16 protein-coding genes are annotated in these 17,533 nt (G+C 63.5%); 11 read left to right on the forward strand and 5 right to left on the reverse strand.

The window, feature by feature from the left end:
• Positions 1 to 52 precede the first annotated feature (52 nt).
• The 4 genes from AAG793_RS02775 to AAG793_RS02790 all read left to right on the forward strand — a co-directional run bounded on the left by AAG793_RS02775 (position 53) and on the right by AAG793_RS02790 (position 3,732).
• Positions 53 to 2,350, forward strand: a complete 2,298-nt coding sequence (locus AAG793_RS02775; RefSeq protein WP_341905393.1) for a transglycosylase domain-containing protein — start codon at positions 53 to 55, stop codon at positions 2,348 to 2,350.
• A 73-nt stretch (positions 2,351 to 2,423) separates the two neighbouring features.
• Positions 2,424 to 3,065: an FHA domain-containing protein gene (locus AAG793_RS02780; protein ID WP_341903711.1), complete on the forward strand. Its 642-nt coding sequence runs from the start codon at positions 2,424 to 2,426 to the stop codon at positions 3,063 to 3,065.
• 30 nt (positions 3,066 to 3,095) lie between these two features.
• The gene (locus AAG793_RS02785) at positions 3,096 to 3,479 is read left to right on the forward strand and encodes a translation initiation factor Sui1 (RefSeq protein ID WP_341903713.1); all 384 of its coding nucleotides are present in this window, start codon (positions 3,096 to 3,098) and stop codon (positions 3,477 to 3,479) included.
• 22 nt (positions 3,480 to 3,501) lie between these two features.
• Complete coding sequence (locus AAG793_RS02790) at positions 3,502 to 3,732, forward strand: DUF3820 family protein (protein ID WP_341903715.1); 231 nt, start codon at positions 3,502 to 3,504, stop codon at positions 3,730 to 3,732.
• A 19-nt stretch (positions 3,733 to 3,751) separates the two neighbouring features.
• Here AAG793_RS02790 and AAG793_RS02795 read toward each other — a convergent pair whose 3' ends face one another.
• Positions 3,752 to 4,813, reverse strand: a complete 1,062-nt coding sequence (locus AAG793_RS02795) for a quinone-dependent dihydroorotate dehydrogenase (protein ID WP_341903717.1) — start codon at positions 4,811 to 4,813, stop codon at positions 3,752 to 3,754.
• 85 nt (positions 4,814 to 4,898) lie between these two features.
• Here AAG793_RS02795 and rpiA point away from each other — a divergent pair, with 85 nt between their 5' ends.
• The 3 genes from rpiA to otnK are packed head-to-tail and all read left to right on the forward strand — an operon-like array spanning position 4,899 to position 7,784.
• The gene (gene rpiA / locus AAG793_RS02800; RefSeq protein ID WP_341903720.1) at positions 4,899 to 5,570 is read left to right on the forward strand and encodes a ribose-5-phosphate isomerase RpiA; all 672 of its coding nucleotides are present in this window, start codon (positions 4,899 to 4,901) and stop codon (positions 5,568 to 5,570) included.
• A gap of 55 nt (positions 5,571 to 5,625) precedes the next feature.
• Positions 5,626 to 6,516, forward strand: a complete 891-nt coding sequence (gene ltnD, locus AAG793_RS02805; RefSeq protein WP_341903722.1) for an L-threonate dehydrogenase — start codon at positions 5,626 to 5,628, stop codon at positions 6,514 to 6,516.
• Positions 6,513 to 7,784, forward strand: a complete 1,272-nt coding sequence (gene otnK / locus AAG793_RS02810; RefSeq protein WP_341903725.1) for a 3-oxo-tetronate kinase — start codon at positions 6,513 to 6,515, stop codon at positions 7,782 to 7,784. The genes ltnD and otnK overlap by 4 nt, the downstream gene beginning before the upstream one ends.
• Positions 7,785 to 7,826: 42 nt before the next feature.
• On the opposite strand, the gene AAG793_RS02815 is transcribed toward otnK, so the two are convergent.
• From AAG793_RS02815 to AAG793_RS02825, 3 genes are all read right to left on the reverse strand, one after another.
• Complete coding sequence (locus tag AAG793_RS02815) at positions 7,827 to 8,513, reverse strand: glutaredoxin family protein (RefSeq protein ID WP_341903727.1); 687 nt, start codon at positions 8,511 to 8,513, stop codon at positions 7,827 to 7,829.
• Between the two features lie 32 nt (positions 8,514 to 8,545).
• Positions 8,546 to 10,624, reverse strand: coding sequence for a M3 family metallopeptidase (locus tag AAG793_RS02820; protein WP_341903730.1), 2,079 nt, complete (start codon positions 10,622 to 10,624; stop codon positions 8,546 to 8,548).
• A gap of 130 nt (positions 10,625 to 10,754) precedes the next feature.
• Positions 10,755 to 11,228, reverse strand: a complete 474-nt coding sequence (locus AAG793_RS02825) for a YhbY family RNA-binding protein (RefSeq protein WP_341903733.1) — start codon at positions 11,226 to 11,228, stop codon at positions 10,755 to 10,757.
• A 62-nt stretch (positions 11,229 to 11,290) separates the two neighbouring features.
• On the opposite strand from AAG793_RS02825, the gene AAG793_RS02830 reads away from it, so the two are divergent.
• The 4 genes from AAG793_RS02830 to glmM all read left to right on the forward strand — a co-directional run bounded on the left by AAG793_RS02830 (position 11,291) and on the right by glmM (position 16,610).
• Complete coding sequence (locus AAG793_RS02830) at positions 11,291 to 12,031, forward strand: RlmE family RNA methyltransferase (protein WP_341903737.1); 741 nt, start codon at positions 11,291 to 11,293, stop codon at positions 12,029 to 12,031.
• 157 nt (positions 12,032 to 12,188) lie between these two features.
• On the forward strand, positions 12,189 to 14,111 hold the full coding sequence (ftsH, locus tag AAG793_RS02835) for an ATP-dependent zinc metalloprotease FtsH (RefSeq protein ID WP_341903740.1): 1,923 nt from the start codon (positions 12,189 to 12,191) through the stop codon (positions 14,109 to 14,111).
• A gap of 130 nt (positions 14,112 to 14,241) precedes the next feature.
• A complete protein-coding gene (gene folP, locus AAG793_RS02840; protein ID WP_341903742.1) occupies positions 14,242 to 15,096 on the forward strand; it encodes a dihydropteroate synthase in 855 nt (284 codons plus the stop codon).
• 182 nt (positions 15,097 to 15,278) lie between these two features.
• Positions 15,279 to 16,610, forward strand: a complete 1,332-nt coding sequence (gene glmM / locus AAG793_RS02845; protein WP_341903745.1) for a phosphoglucosamine mutase — start codon at positions 15,279 to 15,281, stop codon at positions 16,608 to 16,610.
• A 23-nt stretch (positions 16,611 to 16,633) separates the two neighbouring features.
• Here glmM and AAG793_RS02850 read toward each other — a convergent pair whose 3' ends face one another.
• Entirely contained in the window at positions 16,634 to 17,449 is an 816-nt protein-coding gene (locus tag AAG793_RS02850; RefSeq protein ID WP_341903746.1) for an alpha/beta hydrolase, read from the reverse strand.
• Positions 17,450 to 17,533 lie beyond the last annotated feature (84 nt).

Raw genomic sequence — 17,533 nt, forward strand, 5'->3', positions numbered from 1 at the left:
ACTCCCCATGAATCGCCACATCTCTTCATTCATCGCCCGCGTGCGGTCTGCCATGGATCGGCTCTCGGCACAGTCCCCGGTCTACATGGCCCGATTGCGCCATCCCAGTCGTCGCGGCGTGGCCCTGGCGGTGGCTGCGGTTCCTGCGCTGTTGCTGCTGTATGTGCTGGTGCTGATTCCATTCACGCCCAGCATTTCCGATCTGCGCCGTGCCAAGACAGCCAAGCCGTCGGTGGTGATGTCGGCCGACGGGCAGGAGCTGGCCATGTTCAGGCGCGCCAACCGCGACTGGGTCAAGCTCGCAGACATTTCACCACAGGTCACGGCAGCCTTGATTGCCACCGAAGACCATCGCTTTTACTCCCACCACGGGCTGGACTTCCGGCGCATCGCGTCTGCCGCGCTGAAAACCGCTTCTGGGGATACGCAGGGCGGCTCCACCCTCACGCAGCAGCTGGCGCGCAATCTTTATCCAGAAGAGATCGGCCGCGCGCCGACGCTCACACGCAAGATCAAGGAAGCCATCACGGCGCTGAAGATCGAGGCGGTGTACACCAAGCCCGAAATTCTGGAGACCTACCTCAACACCGTGCCTTTTCTGTACAACGCGTTTGGCATCGAGATGGCGGCACGCACCTATTTCGACAAGTCGGCGGACGAGCTGGATGTGTTGGAAAGCGCGACGCTGGTGGGCATGCTCAAGGGCACCAGCTACTACAACCCGGTCATCAACCCGGAGCGGGCCATCCAGCGCCGCAACATCGTGCTGGCGCAAATGGTCAAGCACGACAAGCTGCCGGCAGCCCGGCTGGAGCGGCTGAAAAAAGCGCCGCTGAAAGTCGACTTTGAGCGGCAGACCGAGCCACTTGGCCCGGCGGCCCATGTGGCGCAGCAGCTGCGCCGCTGGCTGATTGAGTGGGCCGATCGCAACGATTACAACATTTATGCAGATGGCCTGGTGCTGCGCACCACCATCGACTCGCGCCTGCAGGCCATGGCCAACCGGGCTGTGACGCGGCAAACCACCCGTCTGCAAAGCCTGGCCAACGGACAGTGGGGCGGTCGGTCGGTGTGGCAGGCGAAAACGGGTCGTTTTCGGGAACTGGTGGACTCGTTTGTGCGCGAATCACCCGAGTTCAAGTCTGCCCGTGAATCCGGTCAAAGTGACGACGAAGCCCTGAAAACCCTGCTGGCCAATGCCCCGTTCATGCAGAAACTGCAGGCCGACAAGACGCGGCTGCAGGCCGGCTTTCTGGCCATCGACCCTGGCAACGGCCATGTGAAGGCCTGGGTGGGCAGTCGCGACTTTGCTGACGACCAGTTCGACCATGTGGCGCAGGCGCGCCGTCAGCCCGGCTCGACCTTCAAGCCTTTTGTCTACGGCGCGGCTTTCCAGAAAGGCATGTCGCCTTCGGACCGCTTTCTCGACGGCGACATCGAGATTCCGTTGGGCAACGGCGCGTTCTGGCGGCCGACCGACGCCGGCGGACCGAGTGGCGAGATGATGACCTTGCGTCAGGGCCTCGCTTCCTCGAAGAACACCATCACGGCGCAGGTCATGCAGGCGGTTGGGCCGCCACAGGTGGCTCAACTGGCGCAGGCGCTGGGCGTGCGCCAGAGCAAGCTGGAGGAGGTGCCTTCGCTTGCCCTTGGCACCAGCCCGGTGACGCTCAAGGAAATGGTCAGTGCCTACGCCAGCATTGCCAACGAAGGTCAGTACATCGAGCCCGTGCTGATCCTGCAGGTGGAAGACCGTAACGGCAAGGTGCTGGAGGTCATGCAGCCCCGATTGCCGGAAACGGCAATGCCTGTGCCGGTATCGCATACGCTGCTCGACACGCTGCGGGCTGCCATCAACCAGGGCACTGGGGCCGGCATTCGCAGTCAATATGGCATCACCGCCGATGTGGCGGGCAAAACGGGCACCACACAGGACAACACCGATGGTTGGTTCATCCTGATGCATCCGCAACTGGTGGCCGGGGCTTGGGCCGGGTTCAATGACAACCGCATCACCATGGGCAACGGCTGGGGCCAGGGTGCCCGCAGTGCGCTACCGATGGTGGGCGAGTTCTTCCAGCAATCGCTACGTACCAAAGTGATTGATGTGCGCAGCCGGTTTGCTGCACCCATGATGGTGGTGCCCGATCCGGTCGATCCGGTACAGGCACTCGGCGACTGGTTTTCATCGCTCTTTGGCAACACCAACAGCAGCCCGCGCGAGTTGGAGCGCGACCCGTCTTCAGCGCCGCAGGGCGCAGGTCAGCCGGGGCAGGGCGGGGTTCCGGCGGGCCCGATACAGGGTGACAACACACAGTTTTCCGCGCCGGTGTTTGGCTCCCCGCGCTGAGCGGGTCTCTGCTTCTTGTGCCCGGGCCGGCAGATGGCTACGATGGTTCCACTCGCATCGCACTGGAGAGCCCATGCCGCAACTGATTGCTTCCGTCGAGGGTGTCGAAATCAAGCATGTGTACCTGCAAAAGGACCGCACCACGCTGGGCCGCAAGCCGTACAACGACATCGTGCTGGACAACCTGGTCGTCAGCGGCGAGCACTGCGCGTTTGACCTGCAGGGCATCGCCGATGTCTACATCGAGGACCTCGGCAGCACCAACGGCACCTACATCAACGGGCAGATGATCAAGTCGCGGCAGCTGCTGCGCAACAACGACGTCATCACCATCGGCAACTTCCGGGTGCAGTACCTCAGCTCGTCGGAGCACGAGGCGCCAGAAAAACCCGAGAAAACCATGGCCATGTCGCTCGATGCGCTGGGCCTGCCGGGCACCACGGGCGTCATGCATGCCAGCCTGCGGGTGCTGTCGGGCACCTCGGCCGGGCTGGAGGTGCCTGTGGTCAAGGCGGTCACCACCTTTGGTCAGCCGGGCGTGGCGGTGGTGTCGATCTCGCACCGGCGTGACGGCTATTACGTCGTGCGCATGGATGGGCCAGTTCAGCCCACGCTGAACGGCCAGCCCATCGGCCCGCGGGCCTTGCTGCTGGCCAGCCGCGACATCCTCAACCTGGCAGGAACCGAGATGGAGTTTGTGCTCAAGGAAGTGTGACCGTCAGGGCATGGCCTGTATAAACCGGGCATGAACAAAAAAGCATCCCCTCCGGCGCTGGCTGCGGCGCATGGCGCCAGCGGGCTGGTTTATTCCACTGAATCAGGGCGCATGTGCCCGAACTGTCGCGAGGCCGTGGCAGCCTGCGTGTGCGGCAAGGCCGTCGTGCCGCCAGCCGGTGGCCCGGTGCGCGTGACGCGCCAGACCAAGGGGCGAGGTGGGAAAACCGTCACGGTTGTCACCGGTTTGCCGCTGGAGGCGCTGGCGCTCGCACAGCTGGCCAAGCAGCTGAAGGCGGCCTGCGGCTCGGGCGGCACCGTGAAAGAGGGCGTGATCGAAGTGCAGGGCGACCATGCCGATCTGCTGGTGGCGGTACTGAACAAGCAAGGTCACGCGGCCAAGAGGGCGGGTTGAGCCCGCCTCGAAAGCCACACCCATGAACCCCGAAGACCTGCAGAAGCTGGTGACGCTGAAAATGCCCTTTGGCAAACACCAGGGCGTGCTGATTGCCGACCTGCCCGGCAACTACCTCAACTGGTTTGCGCGTGAAGGCTTTCCCAAGGGAGAAATCGGCCGCCTCTTGGCCCTGATGCAGGAGATCGATCACAACGGCTTGAAGCCGCTGCTGGATCCGCTGCGTGGGCCTTCGCGCGGGCCGTCTCGCTGACTCTTTGGATAGTGTGGCGTCAGGTGCTGATTTGCTGGATGGCTTTCGCCGCCTCGGTGACCAGCGCCGGGCCCTTGTAGATGAGGCCGGTGTAAATCTGCACCACATCGGCCCCGGCCTTGATTTTCGAGACTGCATCGGCGCCGCTCATCACGCCGCCCACACCGATGATGGGAAAGCCCTTGCCCAGCGCCGCACGCAGCTGGCGAATCACCGCGTTGCTGGGCGCTAGCACCGGCGCACCGCTCAGGCCGCCGGTTTCTTCGGCATGGCGCATGCCTTTCACTGCCTCGCGGCCCAGCGTGGTGTTGGTAGCCACCACACCGTCCATGGCATGGCGCTGCAGTGTCGCCGCAATCACGGCAACCTGGGCTTCGTCGAGGTCGGGCGCGATCTTCACAAAAATCGGTACGCGCTTGCCATGCTGCCCAGCCAGCACTTCGCGCCTCTCGGCAATGCGGCCCAGCAGGGCGTCGAGCGCTTCATCGCTTTGCAGCGCACGCAGGTTTTTGGTGTTCGGGCTGGAGATGTTGACCGTTACGTAGTCGGCATGCGGGTACACGCCATCGAGGCACAGCAGGTAATCGTCGACCGCGTTTTCTATCGGCGTGGCGGCGTTCTTGCCGATGTTCAGGCCCAGCAGCAGGCGCCCTGCCGATCCGGCGGCGGCCTTGCGCACCGCCGATTTCTGGACGTTGGCCAGAAAAGCCTCCAGCCCGTCGTTGTTGAAGCCCAGCCGGTTGATCAGCGCGTTGGCCTCGGGCAGGCGGAACATGCGCGGCTTGGGGTTGCCCGGCTGGCCCATCGGTGTGACGGTGCCCACCTCGACAAAGCCAAAGCCCATGGCTGCCAGCCCGTCGATACAGCGGGCGTTCTTGTCCAGCCCGGCTGCCAGACCGATCCGGTTGGGAAACTTCAGCCCGGCCAGCTCGATCGGGTCACTGACCCGGCTGCCGCAGTAGGCCAGCGACAGAGGCGTGCCCTGTGTCCGGGCCAGCGAGGCCATGGTCAGGTCGTGCGCGGTTTCGGGGTCGAGGCCAAACAAAAAGGGACGGGCGAGGGCGTAAGGCAGCAGGGACATTGGATAATTGGGACCAGGTGGCGGTAGTGGCTGATTGTCTCAAACCGCCATGATGCCTTTGCAACCCCTTATTCCACCCCCTTCCATGACCCAAGACGAACTCAAGACCCTGGTCGGCCAGGCGGCCCTTCACTACGTCAAGCCCGGCACTGTGGTGGGCGTGGGCACCGGTTCCACCGTCAACAAATTCATCGATGCGCTGGGCACCATCAGGGACCAGATTGCTGGCGCGGTGTCGAGCTCCGAGGCCTCAACGGCGCGTCTTCGTGCGCTGGGCATCCACGTGCTCGAGGCTGCCGAGGTCGATGAGCTTGGTGTCTATATCGATGGCGCCGACGAGATCGACCATGCGGGCTACATGATCAAGGGTGGCGGGGCGGCCCTGACGCGCGAAAAGATTGTGGCGGCGCAATCGCACCAGTTCGTCTGCATCGCCGACGAAACCAAGCTGGTGCAGACGCTGGGCGCCTTCCCGCTCCCGGTGGAAGTCATTCCGATGGCGGCGGCCCGCGTGATGCGGCAATTTGCAGCGCTGGGCGGAAGCGCCACCCTGCGACTGAAAGACGGCGCACCGCTGGTGACCGACAACGGCCAGCACATCCTGGATGTGAGGGGTCTGAAAATCAGCGATCCGCTGGCGTTCGAAACCCAGGTCAACCAGTGGCCCGGCGTGGTCACCGTGGGCGTGTTTGCGCTGCAGAAGGCGCAGATCTGTCTGCTGGGCACTGGAGCCGGTGTGAAGACGATGGTGTTTTGACGCAACTCTCCCTCAGACGTATCCGGGCGAACATGCCTGCAACAGAAGGAACAACATGACAGTGATCGCAGGTCTGATTGGTTTGGGCGCCATGGGCAGCGGCATGGCCCAGTCGCTGCGCCGCAGCGGCTACGAGGTACAGGTATTTGATGTGCGCGCCGAGGCGGCAGCGACGTTCGCCCGGGATGGCGGCAAAGCCTGGGAGTCACCCGCCGCGCTGGCTGCAGCCTGCGATGTCGTGGTGTCGGTGGTGGTGAATGCCGCGCAGACCGAGGCCGTGCTGTTCGGCCCCGAAGGCTGCGCCGCTGCGATGAAGCCCGGTAGCGTGTTTGTGATGTGCTCCACCGTGGAGCCCAACTGGTCGGTGGCGCTGGAAAAGCGCCTCGCCGCGATGGGCATTCTCTACATCGACGCCCCGATTTCCGGCGGCGCGGCCAAGGCGGCCAGCGGACAGATGACGATGATGACCTCCGGCTCGCCTGCAGCCTATGCGGTGGCCGAGCCTGTGCTCAACGCCATGGCCGGCAAGGTCTACAAGCTGGGCGACCAGGCCGGTCCTGCGAGCAAGGTGAAGATCATCAACCAGCTTCTGGCCGGCGTACACATTGCGGCGGCCGCCGAAGCGATGGCCTTGGGCATTCGTGAGGGGGTGGACCCGGCTGCCTTGTATGAAGTCATCACCCACAGCGCGGGCAACAGCTGGATGTTTGAAAACCGCATGGCCCACGTGCTGGCGGCGGATTACACGCCGCTGTCGGCGGTCGATATTTTTGTGAAGGATCTGGGCATCGTGCTCGACATGGCGCGCAGCAGTAAATTCCCCTTGCCGCTGTCGTCCACCGCGCACCAGATGTTCATGCAGGCCTCCACCGCAGGCTTTGCGCGCGAGGATGACAGCGCCGTCATCAAGATTTTTCCGGGCATTGAGTTGCCCAAAAAACCATGAGTAGGATTCACCTCGGGTGTATTGCGGATGACTTCACCGGGGCGACCGATCTCGCCAACAACCTGGTGCGTGCTGGCATGCGTGTGGTGCAGACGATTGGCGTTCCCGCCGGGCCGCTGGGCGCCGAAGTGGACGCGGTCGTGGTCGCCCTCAAATCGCGCACCATTCCGGCGAACGAGGCAGTCGCCCAGTCACTTGAGGCCCTGGCGTGGCTGCAAGGGCAGGGCGCGGCGCAGATTTACTTCAAGTACTGCTCGACCTTTGACAGCACGCCCACAGGCAATATCGGCCCGGTCACCGAGGCACTGATGGATGCACTGGGAACCGACTTCACCATCGCCACGCCGGCCTTCCCCGACAACAAGCGCACGGTCTTCAAGGGCTATCTTTTCGTGGGTGATGTGCTGCTGAACGAAAGCGGTATGCAGAACCACCCGCTGACGCCGATGACCGATGCCAATTTGGTCCGAGTGATGCAGTCGCAGACCAAGCGACAGGTGGGTCTCATCGATCACACGGTGGTGGCCCGCGGCGAGTCGGCAGTGCGCGAGCGCATTGCCCAGCTGCGGACTGACGGCGTGGGCGTGGCGATTGTCGATGCGGTCTCCAACGACGATCTGCTGCGCTTGGGGCCAGCGCTGAAAGGCATGCCGCTGGTCACCGCCGGTTCGGGGGTGGCCATTGGCCTGCCGCAGAACTTCGGTATAGCACCGTCCGTGCAGGCCAGTGCGTTGCCGCCCGCCAGTGGGCTGCAGGCGGTGGTGTCCGGCAGCTGCTCGCTGGCCACCAACCGGCAAGTGGCAGAGTTCATCCGGCTGGGCCGGCCGGCGCTGGCGATTGACCCCCTTAAACTGGCCGGCGGTGCCGATGTGGTGGGCGAGGCATTGGCATGGGCCACGCCGTTGTTGAACAGCGGGCCGGTGCTGGTTTATTCCACGGCCCAGCCAGATGCAGTGAAATCAGTACAAGGCCAGCTCGGTGTGGACGCTGCCGGTGCCATGGTGGAGCACGCCATTGCAGCCATCGCCCAGGGTCTGGTGCTGGCGGGTGTGCGTCAGCTGGTGGTGGCTGGCGGCGAAACCTCGGGTGCCTGCGTGCAGGCACTGGGCGTTTCGCAGCTTCAGATCGGCTCGCAGATTGACCCGGGCGTGCCCTGGTGCCACGCCACACTGCAGCCACCTGCTTCTGGCGGGCTGCACATTGCGCTGAAGTCGGGCAACTTTGGCACCGACGACTTCTTCACCAAGGCGTTTGCCCTCCTGGCTTGAACAACAAGGGCGTCTAACAGTGTCAAACGCCGTCAAGCAGCGTCAGAACTGGATGCCAGCCGGATTTTCGTTGGGAACTGGCGCTGGCCGCTGAGCAGGCCGGGCCACGGTGGCGGATGCGTCTGCGGGCGCAGCCGCCGGAGCAGCCGCAGGCGGTGCCGACACGGTAACCAGCGGCGTTGCGGCGGCGCGCCGGTAGCCTGCCGGAAGAATGGAACTCTTGGGGTAGCCTGCCGCGTCGAGGAACTGCGTCCATTCGACATCGGCATAGCCCTTGATTTGCTGGCCCCCAATTGTCAGGAAGGGAAGCGCGGCATCGCCCGCGAGGCGCTGCAGCGCCTGGGTGTCTTCCGGTGTACCGATGGTTCGCTCGGTGAACGGGATGCCGCGGTTGGTGAGCATGGCGCGGCCGGCGTCACAGGCTCCGCAGGCGTTGGCGGTGTACAGGGTCACCGGGAACTTGCTGACAACCTGGCGCAGCTCGAAAGGCAGCGCGGCGGCGCTGGTGCCGCTGCTGCTTCCCGTGTTGGCCGTGCTGGCCCGGGTGTTGCTGCCCGGTGGCGGCGGTTGGTCTGAAAAGGTGACCCTGCCATCCGGCCCGACGATGCGAAACACCTGCTGCGCGGAAGCGGTGACCGGCAGCAGTGCACCTGCGAACACCATCACCGCCGCAGCGACCAGCGCGTTGGATAAACGGGGTGTCTTGAGCAGTGCAGTGCTGGGTGTCATGGTCATCTTTATAAGTGTCTCTTGACTGATTTTCAAGCCATGCCTTGATGGCGAAGCAGTGCGTCCAGCGAGGGTTCACGGCCCCGGAAGGCCTTGAAGGACTCCATCGCGGGACGGCTTCCACCGGCCTCCAGGATGGCCTGCCGGTACTTCCGGCCTGTTTCTACGTTAACGGTGCTGGGTGCGGCCGGGTTATCAGTGTTTCCACCCGGTGCCTGCGCGGCGGATTCCTCGAAGGCTGCGTAGGCGTCTGCCGACAGCACCTCCGCCCACTTGTAACTGTAGTAGCCTGCAGCGTACCCGCCAGAAAAAATGTGACTGAATGTGTGGGCGGTCCGGCTGTAGGCGGGCGCCTGGATCACGGCGACTTCGTTGCGCACCTGCTGCAGCAGGGCCATCAGGTCATCGCCGGGCTGGTGTGCCGTGTGCAGCAGCATGTCGAACAGGGAAAACTCGACCTGGCGCAGGGTCTGCATGCCGCTCTGGAAGTTCTTGGCCGCCAGCATCTTGTCGAACAGTGCGCGCGGCAGTGGCTCGCCAGTGTCCACGTGTGCCGTCATGTGCTTGAGCACATCCCACTCCCAGCAGAAGTTCTCCATGAACTGGCTCGGCAGCTCCACCGCATCCCATTCCACACCACTGATGCCCGAGACATCGTGCTCGTTGATTTGCGTCAGCATGTGGTGCAAGCCGTGGCCGAACTCGTGGAACAGGGTGGTCACATCGTCGTGCGTCAGCAGGGCCGGCTTGCCGCCCACACCGTCGGCAAAGTTGCAGACCAGATGCGCCACCGGGGTTTGCAGCTGGCCGGTGTCGGGCCGCAGCCAGCGCGAGCGCACGTCGTCCATCCAGGCGCCACCGCGCTTGCCGGTGCGAGCCGGCTGGTCAAGGTAAAACTGGCCTACCAGCTGACCGTTGCGTTCAATGCGGAAAAACTCCACGCCCGGCTTCCACACCGGCGCCACATCCTTGCGGATGGCCACTTCAAACAGCGTTTCCACAATCTTGAACAGCCCGGCCAGCACCTTGGGCGCGGTGAAGTACTGCTTGACCTCCTGCTCGCTGAAGGCGTAGCGGGCTTCTTTGAGCTTTTCGCCAATGTAGGCAAAGTCCCAAGGCTGGGGGTTGGAGAGGCCGAGGGTTTCTGCAGCAAAGGCACGCAGGTCGGCCACGTCTTTTTCGCCGTACGGGCGGGCGCGGCGAGCCAGGTCGCGCAGGAAGGTGATGACTTCGTCCGGGGACTTCGCCATTTTGGCGACCACCGAGACCTCGCCGAAATTGCGGTAGCCCAGCAGTTTGGCTTCTTCCTGCCGCAGGGCAAGGATTTCCTGCATCACGGCCGAATTGTCGAAACGGCTGAACTCGGGCGCTGCCTGATCGCTTGCGCGGGTGGTGTAGGCCTTGTAAAGAGTCTCACGTAGCGCGCTGCTGTTGGCAAACTGCATGACCGGCAGATAGCAGGGCATCTTCAGCGTGAGCTTGTAGCCCGCTTTGCCTTCAGCCTCGGCCTGGGTGCGCGCCGTTTGCAGCACGTCGGCCGGGATGCCACCCACCTCGGCGTCGGTAGCGTAGTAGGCAAAGGCGTCGGTGGCGTCCAGGGCGTTCTCGCTGAACTTTTGGCTCAGCTCGGCCTGGCGCTCCTGGATCTGCGCAAAGCGCTCCTTGGCAGCGCCGGTCAGCTCGGCACCCGACAGCACGAAGTTGCGGATTGCGTTCTTGTGGGCCTGCCGCTGTTCACTGTTGAGGCTGGCCACGTCAATGGCCTTGTATTTGGCGTACAGCCGCTCGTCGGCGCCCAGACGCGTCCAGAACTCGGTCACACGGGGCAGGGCGGCGTTGTAGGCAGCGCGCAGCTCGGGCGTGTCGGCCACACTGTTGAGGTGGCTCACTGCTCCCCAGGCGCGACCCAGGTTTTCGGTGGCCACATCCAGTACCCGGGCGATATCGGTCCAGGCGGCGGGGAAGTCGGTGGCCGTGACCTGGGCCAGGGCCGCATCGGCCTTCGCCAGGAGCTCATCCATGGCTGGCGCCACGTGTTCCGGCTGGATGCGGTCAAACAGGGGCAGGTCGGAGAAGTCGAGGAGCGGATTGGCAGAGGCTGGGTATGTCATGGCTTGGAGTTGCGGACGAAACCCGACAATCTAAAGGGGCCGCCTTACCTTGAAAAGAAAAAAGTCCCAAAAATTCCCTATGGGCGCCATAGCCCCCAGGCGGGGCAGGCAGAAGGCTGTCAGGGCGCCCTCAGCCCTGGGCGCTTTTCTTCACGCTGCGCTGTTTGGGTTTGGCGCGTTTGACGGTACCGCCAGGCGTGAGTCGCTGGTTGCCCAGCACGCGCAGGGTCTTGATCTCGGGGCGCTGGCCGTAGCGCGAGCTGTTCTTGAGCACCTTGACGTCACGCGGGCCGGGCATGCGGTCTTCATTGACCTTTTTTTCCTTTTCCGGCTGCGGACGCCACAGCACGAGAAGTTTGCCGATGTGCTGGATGGGCGCGGCATTGAGCTCATCGGCCAAGCTCTGGAAAATGGCTTCGCGCCCGGCGCGGTCATCAGACTGCACCCTGACCTTGATGAGACCGTGGGCATTGAGCGCGGCATCGGTTTCCTTTTTGACGGCGGGGGTGAGGCCGTCGGAGCCGATCATCACCACGGCATTGAGGTGGTGGGCGTTGGCGCGGTGGTCTTTGCGCTGCGCGGGGGTAAGTTGTATTTGAGCCATGCCCCAATTATCGGCGGATATTGGTGGATATCGCTGAGGACGGTCAGAGGACAATAGGGGCCATGAAAGTAAATGGCGGCAACAACTCCAATAACCCCCCGGGGAGCCCGAAGGCGGCCGTCAAAAGCGGCGGCAAGGGCAAAAAGCTCAACAAGGCCTGGCTGCACGACCACATCAACGACCCGTATGTGAAGCTGGCCAAAAAGGAAGGCTACCGTGCGCGGGCCGCCTACAAGCTCAAGGAAATCGACGAAACCTTTGGCCTGATCAAGCCTGGGGACTGTGTGGTTGATCTGGGCAGCACACCCGGTGCCTGGAGCCAATATGTGCGCCGCAAGCTCTCGCCCACGGGCGCTGCGGCAGGCACGCTCAATGGCCGCATCATCGGGCTGGACCTGCTGCCCATGGAGCCGATTGAAGGCGTGACCTTCATCCAGGGCGACTTCCGGGAGGCGGCGGTGCTGGAGCAGCTGGAGCACACACTGGCCACGCTGCATGGCCCGACGCCGGTCGATCTGGTGATCTCCGACATGGCGCCCAACCTGTCGGGCATTGAATCAGCCGATGCGGCGCGCATTGCCCACCTGATTGAGCTGGCGGTGGAATTTGCCCAGAACCGCATGAAACCGGACGGCACGCTGGTCGTCAAACTCTTTCACGGCAGCGGCTATGACCAGCTGGTGAAGCTTTTCAAGGACACCTTCAAGGTAGTCAAACCCCTCAAACCAAAAGCGTCCCGGCCCGGATCGTCGGAAACCTTCCTGATCGGCCGGGGTCTGAAGAAGCCGGCCCTTCCGGGCTAAACCCGTGTATCCGCATGTGTTTGCGGGGGCATTTGTCACTTAAAACCACTTCAAACGGCGGGGTAGGCGGGATTCATACGGGTTTTGCCCTTGAAACCCCTAAAATGGTTCGCATGTGCCCTAGCAAGAGTATTGGGTTATTTCACCGGAGTCGTCCTTGAATAATCAGTGGTTTTCGAAAATTGCAATCTGGTTGGTGATCGCCATGGTGCTGTTCACCGTGTTCAAGCAGTTTGACACTCGTGGTGCAGCAGGATCCAGCTATCTGGGTTACTCCGAGTTTCTGGAAGAAGTGCGTGCCAAGCGCATCAAGACGGCCACCATCGCCGAAGGCCAGGGCGGCACCGAGATTGCCGCCACCACCACCGACGACCGCAAGGTGCGCACTACCGCCACCTACCTCGACCGCGGCCTGGTCGGCGACCTGATCGCCAACGATGTGAAATTTGACGTCAAGCCCCGCGAGGAAGGCTCGCTGCTGATGACGCTGCTGGTCAGCTGGGGCCCGATGTTGCTGCTGATTGGCGTCTGGGTGTACTTCATGCGCCAGATGCAGGGCGGCGGCAAGGGCGGGGCATTCAGCTTCGGCAAGTCCAAGGCCCGCATGCTCGACGAATCGACCAACCCCGTCACTTTTGCCGACGTGGCCGGTTGTGACGAGGCCAAGGAAGAAGTCAAGGAAGTTGTCGATTTCCTGAAAGACCCGGCCAAGTTCCAGAAGCTCGGCGGCCGTATTCCTCGTGGCTTGCTGCTGGTCGGCCCCCCGGGCACCGGCAAGACGCTGCTCGCCAAAGGCATCGCCGGCGAAGCGAAGGTGCCGTTCTTCTCGATTTCCGGCTCTGATTTCGTTGAAATGTTCGTTGGTGTGGGCGCCGCCCGCGTGCGCGACATGTTCGAGAACGCCAAGAAAAACGCGCCCTGCATCATCTTCATCGACGAGATCGACGCGGTCGGTCGCCAGCGTGGCGCAGGCCTCGGTGGTGGCAACGACGAGCGCGAGCAGACCCTCAACCAGATGCTGGTCGAGATGGACGGCTTCGAAACCAATGTCGGCGTGATCGTGGTGGCTGCCACCAACCGCCCTGACATTCTGGATGCCGCCCTGCTGCGCCCGGGCCGTTTTGACCGCCAGGTGTATGTGACGCTGCCCGACATCCGCGGCCGCGAGCAGATCCTGAACGTGCACATGCGCAAGGTGCCACTCGGTCAGGACGTCAACGCCAGCGTGATCGCACGCGGCACGCCCGGCATGTCGGGCGCCGATCTGGCCAACCTCTGCAATGAAGCCGCCCTGATGGCTGCGCGCCGCAACGCCCGCACCGTCGAGATGCAGGACTTCGAAAAGGCCAAGGACAAGATCCTGATGGGCCCTGAGCGCAAGAGCATGGTCATGCCCGAGGAAGAGCGCCGCAACACGGCTTACCACGAGTCTGGCCACGCGCTGCTTGGCAAGATGCTGCCCAAGTGCGATCCGGTGCACAAGGTCACCATCATCCCGCGTGGCCGCGCCCTGGGTGTCACCATGAGCCTGCCGGCACAAGACCGCTACAGCTACGACCGCGAATACATGCTCAGCCAGATCAGCATGTTGTTTGGTGGCCGTATTGCCGAAGAAGTGTTCATGAACCAGATGACCACCGGCGCCAGCAACGACTTTGAACGCGCCACCTCGCTGGCCCGCGACATGGTGACCCGCTACGGCATGACCGAGGCGCTGGGTCCCATGGTCTACGCTGAGAACGAAGGCGAAGTGTTCTTGGGCCGCTCGGTCACCAAGACCAATAATATGAGCGAATCGACCCTGCAAAAGGTCGACGGCGAAGTGCGCCGCATCATTGACCAGCAGTACGCCCTGGCGCGCAAGCTGATCGAGGACAACAAGGACAAGATGCATGCCATGGCCAAGGCCCTGCTCGAATGGGAAACCATCGACGTGGAGCAACTGGACGACATCATGGCCGGCCGTGAGCCGCGCCCACCGAAAGACTGGACGCCGCGCGTACCTCCCGTGGGTGGCACTGGCGGCCCCGGTGGCGGCACACCTGCCGTCAACACCGACCCAGCAACCGGCGTGGCCTGAGCCCTGTCGCACAGCATGAGATGAAAACCGGGGCCTGGCCCCGGTTTTTCTTTGTAAGCTCCCCATTTTCAGTTCAGACCCAGCTGGACCCGGTCTTCGGACCGGGCCTCTGTCACACCCGGAGTCCCGCGTGATCTGGCAAACCGCACGCTTTCAAGTTGACCTGAGCCAGCCCAGAGTCATGGGCATTGTGAATGCCACTCCGGATTCGTTTTCGGACGGCGGCCAGTACTTCAGCGGCAGCGACAAGCTGGCCAGCGTGATTGCACATTGCGAGCAGCTCCTCAAGGACGGCGCTGACCTGCTGGACATTGGCGGTGAATCGAGCCGGCCTGGCGCACCCCCCGTGTCACTTGAAGAGGAACTGGCCCGCGTGGTTCCAGTGGTGCGCTACGCCGTGGCTTTGGGTGTTCCAGTCTCTGTGGATACTTACAAGCCCGAGGTGATGCAAGCCGTACTGGACCTCGGCGCAGACGTGATCAACGACATCTGGGCGCTGCGTCAGCCCGGCGCAACCGAAGTGGTGGCTGCCCACCCCAGCTGCGGGGTCTGTCTGATGCACATGCACCGCGAACCGCAGACCATGCAGGTCGCGCCGATGGAAGGCGATGTCGTGCCGCAGGTCAGGGCGTTTCTGGCCGACGCTTCCGAGCGCCTGCAGTCGGCCGGTGTGCAACGCTCGCGCATCGTGCTGGACCCGGGCGTGGGTTTTGGCAAAACCGTGGCACAGAATTTTTCATTGCTGGCCAGGCAGAACGAACTGCTGACGCTGGGTTACCCGGTGCTGGCCGCATGGTCGCGCAAGTCGTCACTGGCGGTGGTCTGCAGCACCTCGCTGGCCGACGTAGCCCAGCTGGACGTGACCGAACGCATGGTGCCCAGCGTAGCCGCAGCCGTGTTGGCGGTTGAGCGCGGCGCTCGGGTAGTCCGTGTGCACGATGTGCATGAAACGGTGCAGGCGCTGAAGGTCTGGTCAGCCGTCTAGTGATTGGGTGGGCGGGGGTGCGGAGTTGGCTACACCGGTCTGTGCATCGCCGCACCGTATAACCATGGGGGCCGCCCTAAAATGTTGCAAACTGTGGATGCACCCGGGCAGACGCCCGGCCTGCGTCCCGTCCTCGCGCTACCGCACAACAGCACCGCTGCAATCACCTGAGACACCCTTCCATGACCAGAAAATACTTCGGCACCGATGGCATTCGCGGCACGGTGGGCCAGCCGCCCATCACTCCAGACTTTGTTCTTCGTCTGGCGCATGCGGTCGGCCGCGTATTGCGGCGCACAGAATCCAAACCCACGGTATTGATCGGCAAGGACACCCGGATTTCCGGCTACATGCTGGAGAGCGCGCTGGAATCAGGCTTCAACTCGGCAGGCGTCGAGGTGGTGCTGCTTGGGCCCTTGCCAACGCCGGGCGTGGCCTACCTCACCCGTGCGCTGCGTGCCAGTTTGGGCGTGGTCATCAGTGCCAGCCACAACCCGTTTGCCGACAACGGCATCAAGTTCTTCAGCGCCCAGGGCACCAAGCTCGACGACGCGTGGGAACTGGCCGTCGAGGCCGCCCTGGAAGAGCCACCGGTGTGGGCAGATTCCGCCTCTCTGGGCAAGGCCCGCCGGCTGGACGACGCAGCCGGGCGCTACACCGAGTTCTGCAAGAGCACCTTTGCCAACGACCTGACGCTCAAGGGCTTGAAGATTGTGGTCGATGGCGCCCATGGCGCGGCGTACCACATTGCGCCGCAGGTGTTCCACGAGCTGGGCGCCGAAGTGATTTCGATTGGCTGCTCACCCGATGGCCTGAATATCAACCACGAGGTGGGCGCTACCCACCCCGAGGCGCTGATCCGCGCCGTGAAGGCCAACAAGGCCCACTACGGCATTGCGCTGGATGGGGATGCCGACCGCTTGCAACTGGTCGATGCGGACGGACGTTTGTTCAATGGTGATGAGGTGCTGTACCTGATGGTCAATGAGCGCTTGGCGCGCGGAGAGGCGGTGCCCGGTGCGGTGGGCACCCTGATGACCAACATGGCTGTGGAAGTCTCGCTGAAAGAAAAGGACGTGGAGTTTGTACGCGCCAAGGTCGGCGACCGCTACGTGCTTGAAGAACTCGAAAAGCGCGGTTGGCTGCTGGGCGGCGAGGGCTCCGGCCACCTGCTGGCGCTGGACAAGCACACCACCGGAGATGGCCTGATCAGCGCCCTGCAGGTGCTGCAGGCCTGCGTGCGCAGCGGCAAGACGATTGCCCAGCTGCTGGGCGATGTTCAGCTGTTCCCGCAAACCCTCATCAATGTGCGGCTGCGGCCCGGTCAGGACTGGAAGAACAACGCGGCGATGGCAGAAGCCACGCGGTCGGTCGAGGCCGAATTGGGCAACACCGGCAGGATACTGATCCGCCCTAGCGGTACCGAGCCGCTGCTTCGTGTGATGGTGGAAGCGCGCGATGCCGAGCAGGCACGCGCCTGTGCACAGCGCGTGGCCGATACGCTCAGGGCTTGAGCGAACCCTGATCGCCCGCCGGTTCAAAGCCGATCAAGAAAACTGGCAATCGCCGCGTTCACCACATCCGGGTGGGTGATCGGCCCCATGTGGCCGAGTTTGTCGAAGGTCAGCACCTCCGCCTGTGGCAGTGCCGGCACCAGCAACCGGGCAACGCCGTGCGCAGATTCCGGTGATCGCCCACCCAGCATGTAGAGCACGGGCACCTTCAGCGCCGCGAACGCGGCCAGTGGTGTGGGCTCGGTCATCAGCGCATGCGCCCAGCGGCGCACATTCCCCACGGACGCCGCGATTGCGGGCTTGCGCTGCTCGGGCGTTGCGGCCCATGCGCCCGCTCCCATCCAGTAGTCGATGAAAGCTTCTGCTGCCGCATCCAGATCGTTTCTGTCCAGAGCCTCGGCGGCAGCGCTGACGGCATGGCGGATGCCGTCAGCCTGGTTGGGGGAGGGTTTTTCTGCTTCCAGCACGGCAAATAGCGTCGGTTCGTACAGCACCAGCGCGCGCACGCGGGCCGGGTGCATCAATGCGGCTTTCAGGGCCACAGAGCCGCCGTACGAATGCCCCACCAGCACCAGTGGCGCAGTGGCACGCGTCAACACCGGCTCGATCAGCGCCACTTCGTCGGCCAGTGAAATCACACGATCAGAGTGCCAGTCTGGGCTTTTGCCCGACCCGTAGGAGTCAGGGGCCAGCACCTGATGGCGTGGTGCCAGCAGGTCCATCAAACTGCGCCATTGGCTGGAGCTGCTGGCGTTGGAGTGGATGCAGACCACACCGGGGCCGTTGCCGGCTTCGCGAATAAACGGTTCAACAGAAGAGGGTTCGACAGAAGAGGCCATGTACTGCGATCAGGTCAGGCCGACCGCAGCCAGAGAAGTGGCACAGGGGATCATGCGGGGTTCCTGGGTGAATGGGAACAAGCG

It is taken from the genome of Polaromonas sp. YR568 (genome assembly GCF_943372955.1).
GTDB lineage: Bacteria > Pseudomonadota > Gammaproteobacteria > Burkholderiales > Burkholderiaceae_C > Polaromonas.